The organism is Comamonadaceae bacterium OTU4NAUVB1 (genome assembly GCA_024372625.1).
Taxonomy (GTDB): Bacteria; Pseudomonadota; Gammaproteobacteria; order Burkholderiales; family Burkholderiaceae_C; genus Variovorax.
The window spans coordinates 3240461-3255822 of record CP099605.1 but is presented as its reverse complement, the minus strand read 5'-3'; the positions used below and the strand labels follow the sequence as shown (position 1 = coordinate 3255822).

Sequence of the window (15362 nt, the reverse complement as noted above, 5' to 3'; positions counted from 1 at the left end):
ACTCCCCTTTCCTTTCAACCTCCAGGAGCTCAGTTCACATGGCTATCAAACTCGGTATCAACGGCTTCGGCCGCATCGGTCGCAACGTCCTGCGCGCCGCCGTCCAGAACTTCAAGAACGACATCGAGATCGTCGCCATCAACGACCTGCTCGAGCCCGACTACCTGGCCTACATGCTGCAGTACGACTCGGTGCACGGCCGCTTCAAGGGCGAGGTCTCGGTCGAGGGTAACACCCTGATCGTCAACGGCAAGAAGATCCGCCTGACGCAGGAACGCGACCCGGCGGCCCTGAAGTGGAACGAGGTCGGCGCGGACATCGTGCTCGAGGCCACCGGCCTGTTCCTCACCAAGGAAACCTGCCAGAAGCACATCGACGCGGGCGCCAAGAAGGTCATCATGTCGGCCCCCTGCAAGGACGACACGCCGATGTTCGTCTACGGCGTGAACGACGCCAAGTACGCCGGCGAGGCCATCATCAGCAACGCCAGCTGCACCACCAACGCCCTCGCGCCGCTGGCCAAGGTGCTCAACGACAAGTGGGGCATCAAGCGCGGCCTGATGACCACCGTGCACGCCACCACGGCGACGCAGAAGACCGTCGACGGCCCGAGCAACAAGGACTGGCGCGGCGGCCGCGGCATCCTGGAGAACATCATCCCGTCGTCGACCGGCGCGGCCAAGGCCGTCGGCGTGGTGATCCCCGAGCTCAACAAGAAGCTCACCGGCATGAGCTTCCGCGTGCCGACCTCCGACGTGTCGGTGGTCGACCTGACGGTCGAGCTGGAGAAGGAAGCCAGCTACAAGGAGATCTGCGCCGAGATGAAGGCCCAGTCCGAAGGCGCCCTCAAGGGCGTGCTGGGCTACACGGAGGACAAGGTGGTGGCCACCGACTTCCGCGGCGACCCGCGCACCTCGATCTTCGACGCCGAGGCCGGCCTGGCGCTCGACAGCACCTTCGTCAAGCTCGTGTCCTGGTACGACAACGAGTGGGGCTACTCGAACAAGTGCCTGGAGATGGTCCGCGTCGTCTCGAAGTAACCCGACGTCCCCGCCGGGCGATCGCCTCGCCCGGCCCGGCACAGGAAACGCGCCTTCGGGCGCGTTTTTTCATGGGGCCGCCGCATCGCCCGCGGTGTTCGCGCCGACCGCCGTCGCGACGTGCTCGCGCAGCCAGCGGTGCGCCGGGTCGCGATGCACGCGTTCGTGCCACAGCATGAGCAGCTCGAAGCCCGGCACCTCCAGCGGCGGGTCGATCACCCGCAGCGCGGCGCGATCGCGCACCAGCCGCGACGGCACCAGCGCGACCAGGTCCGTGCCCGCGAGCGCCGCTTCGAGGAACAGGAAATGCGGCACCGACAGCGCGACGTGCCGCGTCAGGCCGCGCGCGGCCAGCGCCGTGTCGGCCGCGCCGTGGAAGCCGCCGCCGTCGGGCGAGACGATCGCATGGTCGAGCCGGCAGAACTGCGCCAGCGTCGGGCGGCGCCGCAGCCGGGGATGGTCCGCGCGCCCGGCCAGCACGTAGCGCTCGGTGAACAGGGAGCGCCGTCGCAGGTCCGGCGGCGCGTCGGTGGCGATGTGGAAGGCCAGGTCGATGCCGCCCTGTTCGGCCTGGCGCGCCAGGGTGCGCGGGCTCAGCTCGACGACCGCCAGCCGCGTGGCGGGAGCCGCCGAGCGCAGTCCGGCGAGCGCCGGCAGCACGACCGTCGAGGCGCCGTAGTCCGACGCCATGACGCGCCACGTCCGCGTCGCCCGGGCGGGGTCGAACGCGGCGGATGGCGCGACGGCCCGCCGCAGCGTCTCCAGCGCCTGCCGCAGCGGTTCGCGCAACGCGTCGGCCCGGGCCGTGGGGCGCATGCCGCGCGGGCCCGGCAGCAGCAGCGGATCGCCGAAGACCTCGCGCAGCCGCGCGAGCTGCACGCTCACCGTCGGCTGCGACAGGTGCAGGCGCCCGGCGGCGCGGGTCACGTGATGCTCGGTCAACAGGGCATCGAGCGTGACCAGCAGGTTGAGGTCGAGACGGCGCAGGAAATCATTCATGGCAATACCTGGCATGCGGGGAATTCATTTTCCACATGGCCGCTCGAGACCTATCGTGCGGTCCTCTCCGCTTCCCTCCGTGCTCCGCATCGATCTTCCATGAACGTCCTTCTCGTCCACGCCCACCCCGAGCCGCGCTCCCTGAACGGCTCGCTCAAGGATTTCACCGTCCGCCGCCTGGCGGCGGCCGGCCACGCCGTCGAGGTGTCCGATCTGTACGCCATGCGCTGGAAGTCCGCGCTGGACGCCGACGACGCTCCCGCGCTGGCGCCATCGGCGCGGTTCGATCCGTCCGTGCATTCGAAGGCCGCCTTCGACGGCGGCACGCAGGGCGACGACATCGCGCGCGAGCAGGACAAGCTGCGCCGCGCCGACGCCGTCATCCTGCAGTTCCCGCTGTGGTGGTTCTCGATGCCCGCCATCCTCAAGGGCTGGGTCGACCGCGTGTACGCCTGCGGCTTCGCCTATGGCGTCGGCGCGCATTCCGACACGCACTGGGGCGACCGCTACGGCGAAGGCACCCTGGCCGGCAAGCGCGCCATGCTGGTGGTGACGACGGGGGGCTGGGCCTCGCACTACGCCCCCCGGGGCATCAACGGCCCGATCGACGACCTGCTGTTCCCGATCCAGCACGGCATCCTGTTCTATCCCGGCTTCGACGTGCTGCCGCCGCACGTGATCCACCGCACCGGCAAGGTCGACGCGGCGGGGTTCGAGCAGGCCTGCGAGGCCCTGGGCAAGCGCCTGGACACGCTCTGGACCACCCCGCCGATCGCGTTCCGGAAGCAGAACGCCGGCGACTACCGGATGCCCGAACTGACGTTGCGCGACGACCTCGATCCGGGCGCGTCGGGCTTCGCCATCCATGTCGAGGCGCCGGCCCGGCGGGGGTGAGGACATCGCCGCGAACCCGCGCGAGCGGACCTCGACGGGGTCGACGCGGCCAGTGGAAAAACCTCGACTTCGAGCGCGCTCGAACTTCCAGAATCGGCGCATGGCATCGAACCTGAGCACCGAGGAAGTCGTCCGGCGTCGCGACCGCCCTGGAACGCCGCGGAGGAGGTGTTCCCGCGCAACACGACCGCGTGACGCCGGACCGGGCCCGGTCCTTCAGCCCACCGGTTCCAGCACGTGGATCACGCGGCTGGCGAGCAGGTCCTTGGTCTTCGCGCCGTAGGCCGCCATGTGCGCGGCGGCGGCGTGGGCCTGCAGGGCGGCCAGGCTGGCCCACTTCTCGACGACGACGAAGGTGTCGTCGCCGAAGGTGCCCTTCGAGGCCGGCATGCCCTGGGCGTCGACGGTGGCGACGTACTCGATGCAGCCGTCCTCGGCCAGCACGGTCGGGCGGTTGGCGGCGAAATGCGCGAGCACCTGGGCGCGCAGGCCGGGCTTGGCGGTGATGACGGCGACGACGTGGATCATGGGTGGAACGCTCGGGAGTGGAAGGAAGGCCCGAATCTACGGCCAGCGACGTGGGTCGGCGCGTCCGATCAGCGACAAGGCGGGCCGCCCGGTCCGGCCGCCGCCGCCCCGCACGGCCACCCACGGCCCGATCGTCACCGGGCCGCCGGCGCCGTCCCGGCCGCCACCGCCAAAGCCGCCGGCCGTTCCTCGCGGCCGTCCGGGTGCCGGGCGAAGCGCGCCGGGTCGCGGCCGTGCACCGGCGCCTCGTCCGCCCACGGCCAGCCGCCGAAGCCGGTGCGGCGGTAGTCCTGCATCGCCTGGGCGATCTCGGCCTGGGTGTTCATCACGAACGGCCCGTACTGCGCCACCGGCTCGCCGATCGGGCGGCCCTGCAGCAGCAGGAACTCGGCCGGCCCGTCGCCCGCGTTGACCAGTTCCACCGGCTGGCCGGCGCGCAGCTCGATGGCGGCATGGTCGGCCACGGTCCGCCCGCCGATCGACGCGCGCGTGCCCTTGAAGAAGTACAGGCTGCGGCGCGTGCCGGCGCCCGTGGCGGCGGGCAGCGCGAAGCGCGCGCCCGGCGCGAGCTTCAGCGTCCAGATGGCGACGTCGGCGTCGGCCTGCGCGGCCCACGAGTCCGGGGGCGGGGCCAGGGGCTCGGCGGCGGCCGGGCGCGTGGCGGCCGGCCCGTCCGGTGCCGCGCCGGACGCCGTCGCCGGCCCCAGGCGCCCGGCCACGCAGGCCACCTCGGTCGTGCGGCCCGCGCCGTCGGTCGTCGTGACGCGCGGGATGTCCCCGGACCAGAACATCGTGAAGTGCGGCTCCGCCAGCTTGTTGCGCGCGGGCAGGTTGAGCCAGATCTGGAACAGCTCCAGCGGGTTGCCGGCGTCGGCGTCGAGCAGCGGGAACATCTCCGAATGCACGATGCCGCGCCCGGCGGTCACCCACTGCACGTCGCCGCCGCCGAAGCGCGCCGCCGCGCCGAGCGAATCGGCATGGTCGATCAGGCCCTTGCGCACGATCGTCACGGTCTCGAAGCCACGGTGCGGATGGCCGGGAAAGCCCGGCACGGTCTCGCCGTGGTACATGCTCCAGCCGTCCTTGCGGCTGAAGTCCTGGCCGATCGCGCGGCCGGCGAGCGGGGCGGCCGGCCCCAGGTCGGCATTGGCCTGCGGATAGCCGTCGTCGTGGTAGGCGCAGAACAGGAACGGATCGATCGTCGGCCAGGGAAATCCCAGCGGCCGGACGGCGACGATGGCGTCCGGGGCGTCCGGCGTGCCGGCGGGCGGGGTGGCGTGGAGGGGGTCGACCATGGAGCTGTCCTTCGCGGTGAGGGCCGGCCGCGCGGAAGGCCCGGCACGGCATCGTCTTCACATGGGGCCGATGCCGGGGCGCAAAAGACGCGCGCCGGGGACACGGTGTCGCGCTGGCGGGACGATGGGCGCCGCACCTCGCCGGCACCCGACCTGATGCCGTGCCTCGCGCCGGATCGGGCGGCGTCGTCCGGCGCGGACGCGCCGCGTTCGGCGCTAGCGTGGCGGCCATGGCTTCACGATCCCCCCACCGCCACGCCGCCGCGCGCCCTTCCCCCGATCCGGCGACGCCACCGCCGACCACGCCCACCACTGCGGCCACGACAACCACCACCGTGATCGGCGGCATCGACTTCGACGCGCCGTCCCACGAGGTGGCGCGCCGGCTGATCGGCGTGACGCTGCTGGTCGACGGCGTCGGCGGCCGGATCGTGGAGACGGAGGCCTACGACCGCGACGATCCGGCCTCGCACAGCTTCAACGGCCCGACGCCGCGCAACGCCGCCATGTTCGGCCCGCCCGGGCGGGCCTACGTGTACCGCTCCTACGGCATCCACTGGTGCCTGAACGTCGTCTGCCGCGAGGCCGGGCACGGCGCGGGGGTGCTGATCCGCGCCATCGAGCCGACCCTGGGACTGGCGCGGATGCGCGAACGGCGCGGTCTGCAGGAGGCGCGCCTGCTGTGCGCCGGGCCGGGTCGCGTCGGTCAGGCGCTGGCGGTGGACGCGAGCTTCAACGGCCTGCGGCTGGACGCGCCGCCCTTCGCGCTGATCGCCGCGCCGCACGACCATCCCGAGGTCGTGGTCGAGGTCGGTCCCCGCATCGGCATCTCCAAGGCCGTCGACGTGCCCTGGCGCTTCGGCGAACGGGGCTCGCGCTTCCTCAGCCGGGCCTTCGCACGGCGCGCGTGACGGCTCACGGCGCCGGCGGCGGGGACCGGTCGCGTCGCCAGCGGGCGTGTTCGACCGGGAAGGCGGCCTCGAAACGCGCCGCGAGCGCGGCGGCCTCGTCGTCGCGGCCCAGCAGCCGGGCGCTGTCGATCAGCCGGGCGATGACGCGCGGCTCGGGCGAGAAGTGCAGCATGCGCTGCGCCAGGGCGTGCACCGCCGCCGCGTCGGCCGGGGTCACCGCCGTCATCGAGAGTTCGGCGAAGCGCACCTGGCTCGCGAACAGCCACGACGCGCGCAGCTTGTCCGGCGTGTCGTCGCGCCAGGGCGCCAGACGATCGGCGCGCGCGAGGTAGAGCTGGCTGATGCGGGTGTAGTCCCAGGCGGCGTAGGCGACCCCCGCGAGCAGCAGCACCGCCGCCGCGCGCGGCAGCGCCGTCGCCACGGACGTGCGGCGCGGCGCCCGGCCGGCACCGGCTTCGGCACCCGTGTCGGCTTCGGCGCTGGCGCCCGCGCCGGCGGCACCCGGCCACAGCAACCCCAGGCACAGGCCGAAGACCAGCTGGAACGGGCCGTACCAGAGCGGGTATTCGAGCAGGCTGTGCAGCACGATCGCGCCCAGCGCGGCCCAGGCCAGCAGGCGCGCCGGTTCGCGCTCGCGCCAGGGCCGTGCCGCCAGCGCCAGCATCGCGAAGCCGCCGCAGATCGCCAGCGAGGCCGGCACGCCCAGTTCCACGGCCAGGTGCAGCGGCAGGTTGTGCGCGTTGTCCAGGATCTCGACGAAGCGCGCGCCGGCGTAGCGCGTGTCGAAGTGCGCGAAGCTCAGCTCGCCCCAGCCCCATCCCGCCCACGGATGGCGCGCGATGAGTTCGACCACGTTGCGCCACAGCAGCATCCGGCCGTGGCCTTCGGGCAGGCCGTCGCGCAGGCGCCGCAGCATGCCCTCGACGTCCGGGCCGGCGGCCAGCGGCAGGGCCCAGGCGGCCACGAAGTAGGCCGGGATCAGGGCCAGCAGCAGGCCCGGGTGCGGCAGGCGGCGCGGACCGGGACCACGCCGCTCGCCCCAGGCCAGCGCGGCGGCGGCGAGGCTGATCGACACCCACTGCAGAAGGCCGGTGCGCGAGGTCGACGCCGCCGCCGCCAGCGTCAGCAGGACGATCGCCGCCGTGGTCGCCAGCGCGGCCGCGCGGCCCGGCGTGCCGCGCGCGGCGCGCCCGGCGTGCAGCCACAGGGCCGCCGCCAGCGCCATGGCGATCAGGGTGGCGAACTGGTTGCGCTGGCGCAGGTTGCCATAGGCCTGGCCGACCTCCGGCGCGGTGGTCCAGGGCGTCAGGGCGGCGGCGGCGCCGTAGTACTGGCACAGTCCCAGCACCGCGCTCGCGAGGCCGGCCGCGATCAGGCCCCAGGCCAGCGCCGCCGGCCGCGTGCGCGGCGCCCGGGCCCAGCCCGCGCCCACGCAGGCGGCGAGCGCGACCGCCACGACCGCGCCCCCCGCGCCCAGGAACAGCGCCGGGTCGCGTCCGGGGCGCCACGCGATCGCCGCCAGCGCCACGCCGAGCCAGCACAGCAGCGCCCCCCCCGGCAGGCCGGGACGCCGCGGCCCGGCCGACAGCACCAGCGCCGCCACGCAGACCCAGGCGCCCAGCAGCTGCCAGACATTGACCGATGGCCCGGCGACGAAGGGCGACAGGAACGGAAAGGCGACCAGCACGGCGGCGGGCGCGACCCCGAACGCCCTCCGGTCGACCCCGTACGCGCTTTCCCTGTCAGTCGAAAGTTCGGTCTCGGAGTCGTGGAGTGAAGTCTGTAGCCTGACGGTATTCATGTTGCGATAAGCGGTCAGCGATGAGGTACGTCGAAGGTTAGTATCCACACTCTTAACGTTTGGCAATATTTGGGCGCGTTCGACGATGAGCACACGATCCGGCCAGTCGAGGCTCCGGTCCCGGCCCCGGCACTCGGGATTCACTCTGATCGAGGTGCTGGTCGCGATCGTGGTGCTGTCCTTCGGGTTGCTCGGCATGGTGGGCCTGCAGGCGGCGTCGCTGCAGGCCAACCGCGACGCACGGCTGCAGTCGACCGCCATTCTCCTGGCGCGGGAACTGGCGGAGATGATGCGAGGCAACAAGGAAGTGTCGCTTCGGAGTGCCAACAATCCTTACCTCGGCGAATTCGCCGTCAATGCATTGGTACCGCCCACGACGTCCTATTGCCTGAACGTCGGCGCGGCGCCGTGCCCGACCAAGGAGGATGTCGCCCGCGCCCAGCTGACCGAGTGGCTCGGCCGCGTCAACGAGCAACTGCCCGGCGCGCGCGTGTCGATCTGCGCCGACGGCACGCCTTTCGGCCCGACCGGCCTGCCGGTCTGGCCTTGTGTCGCTCCGGCCGCCGCCGCCGCCACCGCGCCCCCCGCCGGGGTGGTCATCAAGATCGGCTGGACGCGCCCCTCGTTCCGGCGGGCGACCTCGGTCGACGACGCGGCCGGAGCGCTCAAGTACGCCGACGTGCCGTCGGTGGTCATTCCCGTGACGCCGGGCAGCACGAAATGACCCCCCGCCAGCGCCCCGGCGCGCGCCGGTCCGCCTCGGGCCTGACGCTGATCGAACTGATGGTGGCGATGGTCATCGGCCTGGTGATCGTGCTGGCCTCGGTCGCGGCGCTGACCGTGGCGCGGCGCGGCTTCACCACCGTGGACGCCGCCTCCCAGTTGCGCGACAACGGCCGCTTCGCCGCCGACCTGATCCAGCGCATCGGCGAGCAGGCCGGCTACCGCGACTTCGGCATCGCCGCCGGCTTCGTCTCCACCGACGCCACGCGCGAGCCGAGCATCGCGGGATTCGACAATTCGCTGCTCAACGCGGCGACGCCCACGACCGCGGCGACCACCCGCACCGCCGGCGTGGCCGGCTACGGCAGCGACATCCTGATCCTGCGCTACCAGGCCTCGCAGCTCTACCCCAACACCGAGGACCCGCTGCTGGCGACGGTGTCGGACAAGTCGATGATCGACTGCGCGGGCAACAACGTCGCCACCGTGGCCGATCCCCGCACCGCCGACGCGGCGACCGACAGCCGCATCGTCAGCATCTTCCACGTCGCCCTGAACAACGGCGAGCCGACGCTGATGTGCACCTACTCGCCCACGGGCGCGGCGGGCACCTGGACCACGGTGCCGCTGGTGCAGGGCGTGGAGAACTTCCAGGTGCTCTACGGCGCCGACGGCGTCGTCGCCAACGCGGTCCTGCCGCCGGCCGTCGCCGCCAGCGCGCCGGACGTGCCGGACCGCTACCTGCGCGCCGGCCAGATGGACGTGGCCGGCGCGGCCAACGACACCCGCGCCAACTGGCGGCGCGTGCGCAGCGTGCGCATCGGCATGGTGCTGCGCACGCCGCCCGGCGCGGCGCAGGACCGCAACACGCAGACCTTCTTTCCGTTCGGCGGGGTGAAGGATGCCTCGGGCAACGTGAGCGCCGCCCTCGCCCCCCCGGAAAACCGCGACACCGGCACCAACTTCACGCCGACGCCCGACGGCCGGCTGCGCCAGAGCGTCACGTTCACGTTTCACCTGCGCAATGACCAGACCCTCTGACCCCTCCGAGCGCGGCGTCTCGCTGATCGTCGTCCTGCTGATCCTGGTGGTGGTGTCGGTGCTGGGCGTGGGCGGCGCGCAGATCGCCCTGATGGCCGAGCGCGGCTCGCGCAACGACCGCGACATGCAGGTCGCGTGGCAGTCGTCCGAGGCGGCGCTGATGGACGCCGAGTTCGACATCCACGGCCCCAACAACGCCGCGGTCAACCGGCGCGCGGTGTTCGGCGACCAGCACGACACCAACGCCTTCCTGTCCGGCTGCGGCACCAGCGTCACCGATAAGAACCGGGGCCTGTGCCAGCTGGCGACCACCGGCAAGCCGGCCTGGCTGAGCGTCGACTTCACGCTCGACACGGCGAACGCGCCCACCACGGCCTTCGGCACGTTCACGGGCCGGAGCTTCGCGTCGGCCGCCGGGGGCCAGGCGGCGGGCGTGCAGCCCGCCAAGGCGCCGCGCTACATCATCGAGCCCATCCCCGATCCGCTGGACCGCGAACTCGGGGTCGGCGGCAAGGCCGGCGCCAACAAGGCGCCGACGTTCATCTACCGCGTCACCGCCATGGGCTTCGGTCCGCGCGCGGACATCCAGGCCATCAACCAGATCCTCTACCGTGACTGAGCGCGGCACGCGCGCAGCCACGCCACCGCACCGAGCCCTCGCCCCTTCCCCGACCGCCATGACGACGAACCTCCTCCGCCGACTTCCCCGCCGCGCCTGGGCCTGGGTGGCGCTTCCCGTCACCGCGCTCGTCCTGCTGGCCTCCTTCGGCGCCATCGGCCAGAGCGCGGCGCCGGCGTTCAGGGCGGTCGCCCTGGCGAGCGATCCGCTCTACGCCACCACCACCGGGGACAAGCCGGCGATGGCGCTGTCGCTGTCGGTCGAGTACCCGACCGTGGGCGCGCAGTACACGCCCGGCGGCGACACCGACAGCACCTACAGCAACACCAACGAGTACCTCGGCTACTACGACGCCAACAGCTGCTACACCTACAACCAGAACCCGACGGAGGCGCCGGCGGCCGGACTGACCGCGTCGGACTACCGGCGCTTCGACCGCGTCGGCGCCACCACGTCGACGACCGTGCGGTCGTGCAGCAACGCCTTCAGCGGCAACTTCCTGAACTGGGCGAGCAGCTCCGCCATCGACATGCTGCGCCTGGCCCTGTCGGGCGGCGACCGCTACATCGACACCCCCCAGCTCACCGTCCTGCAGCGCGCCGTGATCCCCAACGGCGACCCGACGTGCATGTGGAACAGCAGCAACTTCCCCGCCAAGCAGCTCACGCGCAACGGCGGCGGCGCGGGCACCTACTGGGGTGCCGTGCCCAACGCGATGGCCACGGCGGCCGGCACCAGCGACATCTGGGTGGCCAACACGCTCGACCGGATCTATTTCGGCACGTCCAGGACCGGCGGCTGCGGCAACACCGGTGCCTACACGCTGACCTCTGCGGCACCGGCGTTGGGTCCCATCGGCACCCGGCTGCTGACCGTACTGCCCGCGGACGCAACACTGTGTGCCGGTGAAGGCGGAACCTGCAGTTTTGGCGGTGTGCGCGAGGTCTGGTATGGCGCCGGCACGTTCTGGAGGGTCGCGCCGGCGAGCAATGGCACGGCCTGCACGAACGCCGTTCTCGGCGATCCGATTCCAGGAATCGTCAAGAATTGCTACATCCGACCCTACAGCGGCACTTGGCAACCGCCGGCGTCCACCACCCAGCTCAACCCCGACGGCTTCTTCTACGCCCGCGTCCAGGTCTGCAACAAGACCGGCACCGACCTCGCCGACACCCGTGTCTATCTCAACGGCAGCACGTTCTGCACCCGCTACGCGAGCGGCAACTTCAAGCCCACCGGCGTGATCCAGAAGTACAGCGACCAGTTGCGCCTGGCCGCCTTCGGCTACCTGCTCGACCAGACCCGCAGCCCCGACGGCGGCCGCTACGGCGGCGTGCTGCGCGCGCCCATGAAGTACGTCGGCAACAAGACCTTCGACGTCTTCGGCCAGGACAACACCCCCGTCACCGGCAACCCCAACGCCGAATGGAACGCCGACACCGGCGTCTTCAATCCCAACCCGGATGCCAATCAGCGCGGCATCAGCGGCGTCATCAACTACCTCAACAAGTTCGGCCGCACCGGCACCAAGGGCCTCTACAAGATCTACGACCCGGTCAGCGAGCTCTACTACGAGACGCTGCGCTACATGCAGGGCCTGCCGCCCAGCGCCGCGGCCGTGAACAACATCACCGAGACGATGTACGACGGCTTTCCCGTCTTCACCAACTGGGCCACCCTTGACCCCTACGCGGGACGCTCCAGGGAGAGCGACTATTCCTGCCTCAAGAGCAACGTGGTGGTGGTGGGCGACATCAACACGCACGACAACATCAACGCCTTCCCGGCCGCCAACCCGGCGGCCAACATCCCCGACCGCGCCGCCTGGACCAGCGTGGTCCAGAGCTTCGAGAACGGCGGTGCGCGCGGCTACACCGACGGCCAGGGCGTGGCGCGCACGACGAGCAATCCCAGCGGCTACATCGACACCTCGCCGCGCGGCGACGCCATCGTCGGCTACGCCTACTGGGCCCACACCCAGGACATCCGCGGCAAGGCGTGGACGGGGGGAGAGGCGTTGCAGCGTCCCGGCCTGCGCGTGAAGACCTTCGTGTTCGACGTTAACGAGTACGGGGCCGGCAACGACGCCAACCAGCGGCGCTACAACAACCAGTTCTTCACCGCCGCCAAGTACGGCGGCTTCGAGTCGATCTCCAACACCTCCCAGTCCTTCAACACCTACGGCAATCCGTTCCGCCGCACCGACGGCACGCCCGACAACAACGTCTGGCAGAACACCAACACGCCCGGCGAGGCCGGCAGCTATTTCCTGCAGAGCGACGCACGCGGGGTGCTCGCGGCGTTCGAGAGCATCTTCAGCAACGCCGTCACGCGCGCGAGCAACATCGCCGGCACCGCGCTCGCGGGCAGTTCCACGACGCAGGGCAATTTCGTCTACCAGGGCTCGTTCGACACCTCCGACTGGAGCGGCGACGTCAAGGCCCTGCCGATCGTGGTGGACGCCACCGGCAACGCCAGCGTCAATTCGACGGCCCCGGTCTGGAGCGCCACCACGCAGCTGGCGGCGCGCATCGCGTCGAACGTCCCGCGCAACATCGTCGTGGGGAGCGTGGGCGCCACCGCCACGTCGACGGCCACGCCGTTCACCTGGGACGCCATCTCCGCCGACCTCAAGGCCCAGCTCGGCCGCCCCACCCCGATCACCACCGACGCCCTGGCGAACGACCGCCTGAACTACCTGCGCGGCTCGGCCGTCCGGGAAGGCACCGTCTTCCGGGCGCGCAACAACAAGTTCCTGGGCGACGTGCTCAATTCGGGCGCCGTGTATTCGGGTCCGCCCCCGCCCACCCTCACCTCGACCACCTACGCCGGCTTCCGCAGCGACAACCTCGCCCGCACGCCGGTCGTCTTCGCCGGCGCCAACGACGGCATGCTGCACGCCTTCGACGCCACCACCGGCGGCGAAGTCTTCGCCTACATCCCGAGCTGGATGGGACCGAAGCTGGCGGCGCTGACGAGTCCAACCTACTTGAGCGCGCACCAGAGCTACGTGGACGGCACGCCGGTGGTGGCGCAGGCCGAGGTCGGCACCGCCAACACCAAGGCCGACTGGCGCACGGTGCTGGTCTCGGGCACCGGGGCGGGCGGGCGCGGCGTGTTCGCCCTCGACGTGACGCAGCCCGGCACCTTCGACGCCTCCAAGGTGCTGTGGGAGTTTACGCAGAACGACGACCGCGACATGGGCTTCGTCGTCGGCCGCCCGCAGGTCCTGAAGCTGCGCACGAGCGCGGCGAACGCCACCACCGCCACCTACAAGTGGTTCGCCGTGGTGGCCAGCGGCGTCAACAACTACGTCAGCCAGGGCGGCGTGTTCAGCGCCACCGGCCGGCCCTCGCTGTTCCTGCTCGACCTGGCCAAGCCGGCCTCCACGGCCTGGACGCTGAACGCCAACTACTACAAGATCGAGTTTCCGGTGAACACGGTGCTCGCGGCCACGACGGCACCGGGCATCATCAACTTCGAGGCCGTCAACGGCGCCCAGGGCCAGGTCACGCTGCTCTACGCCGGCGACCTGCACGGCAACCTGTGGAAGCTCGACTTCCGGCCCTGGGGCACGGCCGACTGGACGATCGGCAAGCTGTCGGCCTTCGTCTCGGGCACCACGCCGTTGCCGCTGTTCATCGCCCGCGACGCGTCGAACAACGTCCAGCCCATCACCATGTCGCCTTCCATCGTGGCCGCCCTGCGCGGCAGCGCGTCGGCCTACGTGGCGTTCGGCACCGGCAAGTTCCTGGAGTCCGACGACCGCGTCTCGGTGCAGCAGCAGAGCTTCTACGCCATCTACGACAACACGACCGCCACGCTCGACACCCCCGGCGGCACCGCGGCCGTCAGCGGCCGCGCGCGCCTGGCGCAGGGCGTCTTCACCGCCGCCGGGGCCTACAACGACCAGATCACCACCACGGCGGGCGAGAACACCGTCCAGGCCCCGCCCTTCGTGCCCGGCCGCGCGACCAGCGACGGCGACACGACGCAGCGCTCGGGCTGGTATTTCAACTACCCGACCGGCGGCGAGCGCCAGGTCAGCGGCGCGCAGCTCCGGGGCGACACCCTGATCGTGCCCAGCCTCGTGCCCGGCAGCGCGGGCACCGCCGCCGTCTGCGGCGTGGGCGGGGGCACCGGCACCAGCTATTTCTTCAACGTCGACACCGGGGACGCCAACACGTTCATCTCCAAGGTCGGCATCCTCGGGCCGTCCATCGTGCTGAGCCTGCCCGCCGTTGACCAGATCAGCACCGGCACGGGCCGGCGCCTGCGCAGCATCACCAACCCGGTCATCTCCGTGGGCGACAAGGGCACCGGCCAGACCACCGCGATCAAGCAGCAGTTCTACGCCGGGCGCCTGAGCTGGCGCCAGATCAACAACTACCAGGACCTGAAAGGCAGCACGCCATGACCCCCCACCGCCCCGCCGGACGCGTCGCGCGGCAACGCGGCTTCACCCTGATCGAACTGATGATCGTGGTGGCGATCGTCGGCATCCTCGCGACCATCGCCTACCCGTCGTACCGCGATTCCGTCCTCAAGGGCCGGCGCGCCGAGGCCCGCACCGCACTGCTCGAACTGATGCAGCAGCAGGAGCGGTTCATGACGCAGCGCGGGGCCTACCTGCGTTTCGACACGCCCGGCGACGCGACGGCCGGCACGACCTTCAAGGTCTTTTCAGGTGATTCCAGGGCCGATGCCAAATACCTGTTGTCTGCCACGTTGTGCCCTGCCACCACGTCCGGCGGCTCGGCACAGCCTCTGACCGATTGCATCCAGGTCGTGGCGACACCGCAGCCTGTGACGGCCGACCCCGCGGTCAACGCACTGACCCTCACCAGCACCGGCGTCAAGGATTGCACTGGCACCATCACCAACAAAAAGCTCTGCTGGCCATGACCCGCCATCGCCGCCCTGGCCGGTCCTCACGGGCCGATGGCTTCACCCTCATCGAACTGATGGTGACCATCGCCATCGCGGCGATCCTGCTGATGGTGGCGGCGCCCAGCTTCGTCACGATGCAGCGCAATTCCGAACTCACGGCGGCGGCCAACGCGCTGGTGGCGGGCATCAACGCGGCGCGCGGCGAGGCCATGAAGCGCGGGCTGAACGCGGTGGTGGTGCCCACCGACGCGGCCAGCTGGCGCAACGGCTGGACCGTCTTCGTCGACACCGGCACGGCGCGCAACGGCACCCTGGACGCGAGCGACATCGTCGTGCAGCAGCAGCCCGCGCTGGCGGGCTACTTCGCCGTCAGCGCCAGCGGAACGGCCGCCGAAGCGGTGCCCTACATGATGTTCGACGCCTCGGGCTACAGCAAGACGAAGGCCGGCGGCTTCGGCCCGCTCACGCTGAGCATCGCCCGCAGCGACCTGTCGGGCGCCAGCGTCGGCGAGGAGACGCGGCGCGTCATCGTCGCCCGCACGGGCCGCGCCCGTGTCTGCAAGCCCTCGACCGACACCACCTGCACCCTCACCGCCACCGATTGAGCCGGAGGCGGCGGCC

13 protein-coding genes are annotated in these 15362 nt (G+C 71.4%); 9 read left to right on the top strand and 4 right to left on the bottom strand.

Going from position 1 to position 15362, the window contains the following annotated elements:
* Positions 1-38: 38 nt before the first annotated feature.
* On the top strand, positions 39-1040 hold the full coding sequence (gene gap / locus NF681_18740) for a type I glyceraldehyde-3-phosphate dehydrogenase (protein UST54270.1): 1002 nt from the start codon (positions 39-41) through the stop codon (positions 1038-1040).
* A gap of 69 nt (positions 1041-1109) precedes the next feature.
* Here the strand turns inward: gap and NF681_18735 are convergent, their stop codons facing one another.
* Complete coding sequence (locus NF681_18735; GenBank protein UST54269.1) at positions 1110-2039, bottom strand: LysR family transcriptional regulator; 930 nt, start codon at positions 2037-2039, stop codon at positions 1110-1112.
* Between the two features lie 99 nt (positions 2040-2138).
* On the opposite strand from NF681_18735, the gene NF681_18730 reads away from it, so the two are divergent.
* Positions 2139-2933, top strand: a complete 795-nt coding sequence (locus tag NF681_18730; GenBank protein ID UST54268.1) for an NAD(P)H-dependent oxidoreductase — start codon at positions 2139-2141, stop codon at positions 2931-2933.
* Between the two features lie 216 nt (positions 2934-3149).
* Here the strand turns inward: NF681_18730 and NF681_18725 are convergent, their stop codons facing one another.
* Entirely contained in the window at positions 3150-3461 is a 312-nt protein-coding gene (locus NF681_18725; protein ID UST54267.1) for an antibiotic biosynthesis monooxygenase, read from the bottom strand.
* 134 nt (positions 3462-3595) lie between these two features.
* Complete coding sequence (locus tag NF681_18720; GenBank protein UST54266.1) at positions 3596-4756, bottom strand: pirin family protein; 1161 nt, start codon at positions 4754-4756, stop codon at positions 3596-3598.
* 335 nt (positions 4757-5091) lie between these two features.
* Here NF681_18720 and NF681_18715 point away from each other — a divergent pair, with 335 nt between their 5' ends.
* Positions 5092-5667 carry a DNA-3-methyladenine glycosylase gene (locus NF681_18715; protein UST55846.1) on the top strand — a complete coding sequence of 192 codons (576 nt, stop codon included), beginning with the start codon at positions 5092-5094 and terminating at the stop codon, positions 5665-5667.
* A 4-nt stretch (positions 5668-5671) separates the two neighbouring features.
* On the opposite strand, the gene NF681_18710 is transcribed toward NF681_18715, so the two are convergent.
* Positions 5672-7354 carry a Wzy polymerase domain-containing protein gene (locus NF681_18710; GenBank protein UST54265.1) on the bottom strand — a complete coding sequence of 561 codons (1683 nt, stop codon included), beginning with the start codon at positions 7352-7354 and terminating at the stop codon, positions 5672-5674.
* Positions 7355-7553: 199 nt separating this feature from the next.
* Between NF681_18710 and pilV the strand changes: the two genes are divergently transcribed.
* The 6 genes from pilV to NF681_18680 are packed head-to-tail and all read left to right on the top strand — an operon-like array spanning position 7554 to position 15346.
* Positions 7554-8192, top strand: coding sequence for a type IV pilus modification protein PilV (gene pilV, locus NF681_18705; protein UST54264.1), 639 nt, complete (start codon positions 7554-7556; stop codon positions 8190-8192).
* Positions 8189-9232 carry a PilW family protein gene (locus NF681_18700; protein UST54263.1) on the top strand — a complete coding sequence of 348 codons (1044 nt, stop codon included), beginning with the start codon at positions 8189-8191 and terminating at the stop codon, positions 9230-9232. The genes pilV and NF681_18700 overlap by 4 nt, the downstream gene beginning before the upstream one ends.
* Positions 9216-9851, top strand: coding sequence for a pilus assembly protein (locus NF681_18695; protein ID UST54262.1), 636 nt, complete (start codon positions 9216-9218; stop codon positions 9849-9851). The genes NF681_18700 and NF681_18695 overlap by 17 nt, the downstream gene beginning before the upstream one ends.
* A 58-nt stretch (positions 9852-9909) precedes the next feature.
* Positions 9910-14268 (top strand): PilC/PilY family type IV pilus protein, encoded by a 4359-nt coding sequence (locus NF681_18690; protein UST54261.1) that lies wholly within the window; start codon positions 9910-9912, stop codon positions 14266-14268.
* The gene (locus NF681_18685; protein UST54260.1) at positions 14265-14756 is read left to right on the top strand and encodes a type IV pilin protein; all 492 of its coding nucleotides are present in this window, start codon (positions 14265-14267) and stop codon (positions 14754-14756) included. The genes NF681_18690 and NF681_18685 overlap by 4 nt, the downstream gene beginning before the upstream one ends.
* A complete protein-coding gene (locus tag NF681_18680) occupies positions 14753-15346 on the top strand; it encodes a GspH/FimT family pseudopilin (protein ID UST54259.1) in 594 nt (197 codons plus the stop codon). The genes NF681_18685 and NF681_18680 overlap by 4 nt, the downstream gene beginning before the upstream one ends.
* Positions 15347-15362 lie beyond the last annotated feature (16 nt).

Bases quoted from the DNA above. Each gene is read 5' to 3' on its own strand.
- gap (UST54270.1), top strand. From the start codon at position 39: ATGGCTATCAAACTCGGTATCAACGGCTTCGGCCGCATCGGTCGCAAC.
- NF681_18735 (UST54269.1), bottom strand. From the start codon at position 2,039: ATGAATGATTTCCTGCGCCGTCTCGACCTCAACCTGCTGGTCACGCTC.
- NF681_18730 (UST54268.1), top strand. From the start codon at position 2,139: ATGAACGTCCTTCTCGTCCACGCCCACCCCGAGCCGCGCTCCCTGAAC.
- NF681_18725 (UST54267.1), bottom strand. From the start codon at position 3,461: ATGATCCACGTCGTCGCCGTCATCACCGCCAAGCCCGGCCTGCGCGCC.
- NF681_18720 (UST54266.1), bottom strand. From the start codon at position 4,756: ATGGTCGACCCCCTCCACGCCACCCCGCCCGCCGGCACGCCGGACGCC.
- pilV (UST54264.1), top strand. From the start codon at position 7,554: ATGAGCACACGATCCGGCCAGTCGAGGCTCCGGTCCCGGCCCCGGCAC.
- NF681_18700 (UST54263.1), top strand. From the start codon at position 8,189: ATGACCCCCCGCCAGCGCCCCGGCGCGCGCCGGTCCGCCTCGGGCCTG.
- NF681_18695 (UST54262.1), top strand. From the start codon at position 9,216: ATGACCAGACCCTCTGACCCCTCCGAGCGCGGCGTCTCGCTGATCGTC.
- NF681_18690 (UST54261.1), top strand. From the start codon at position 9,910: ATGACGACGAACCTCCTCCGCCGACTTCCCCGCCGCGCCTGGGCCTGG.
- NF681_18685 (UST54260.1), top strand. From the start codon at position 14,265: ATGACCCCCCACCGCCCCGCCGGACGCGTCGCGCGGCAACGCGGCTTC.
- NF681_18680 (UST54259.1), top strand. From the start codon at position 14,753: ATGACCCGCCATCGCCGCCCTGGCCGGTCCTCACGGGCCGATGGCTTC.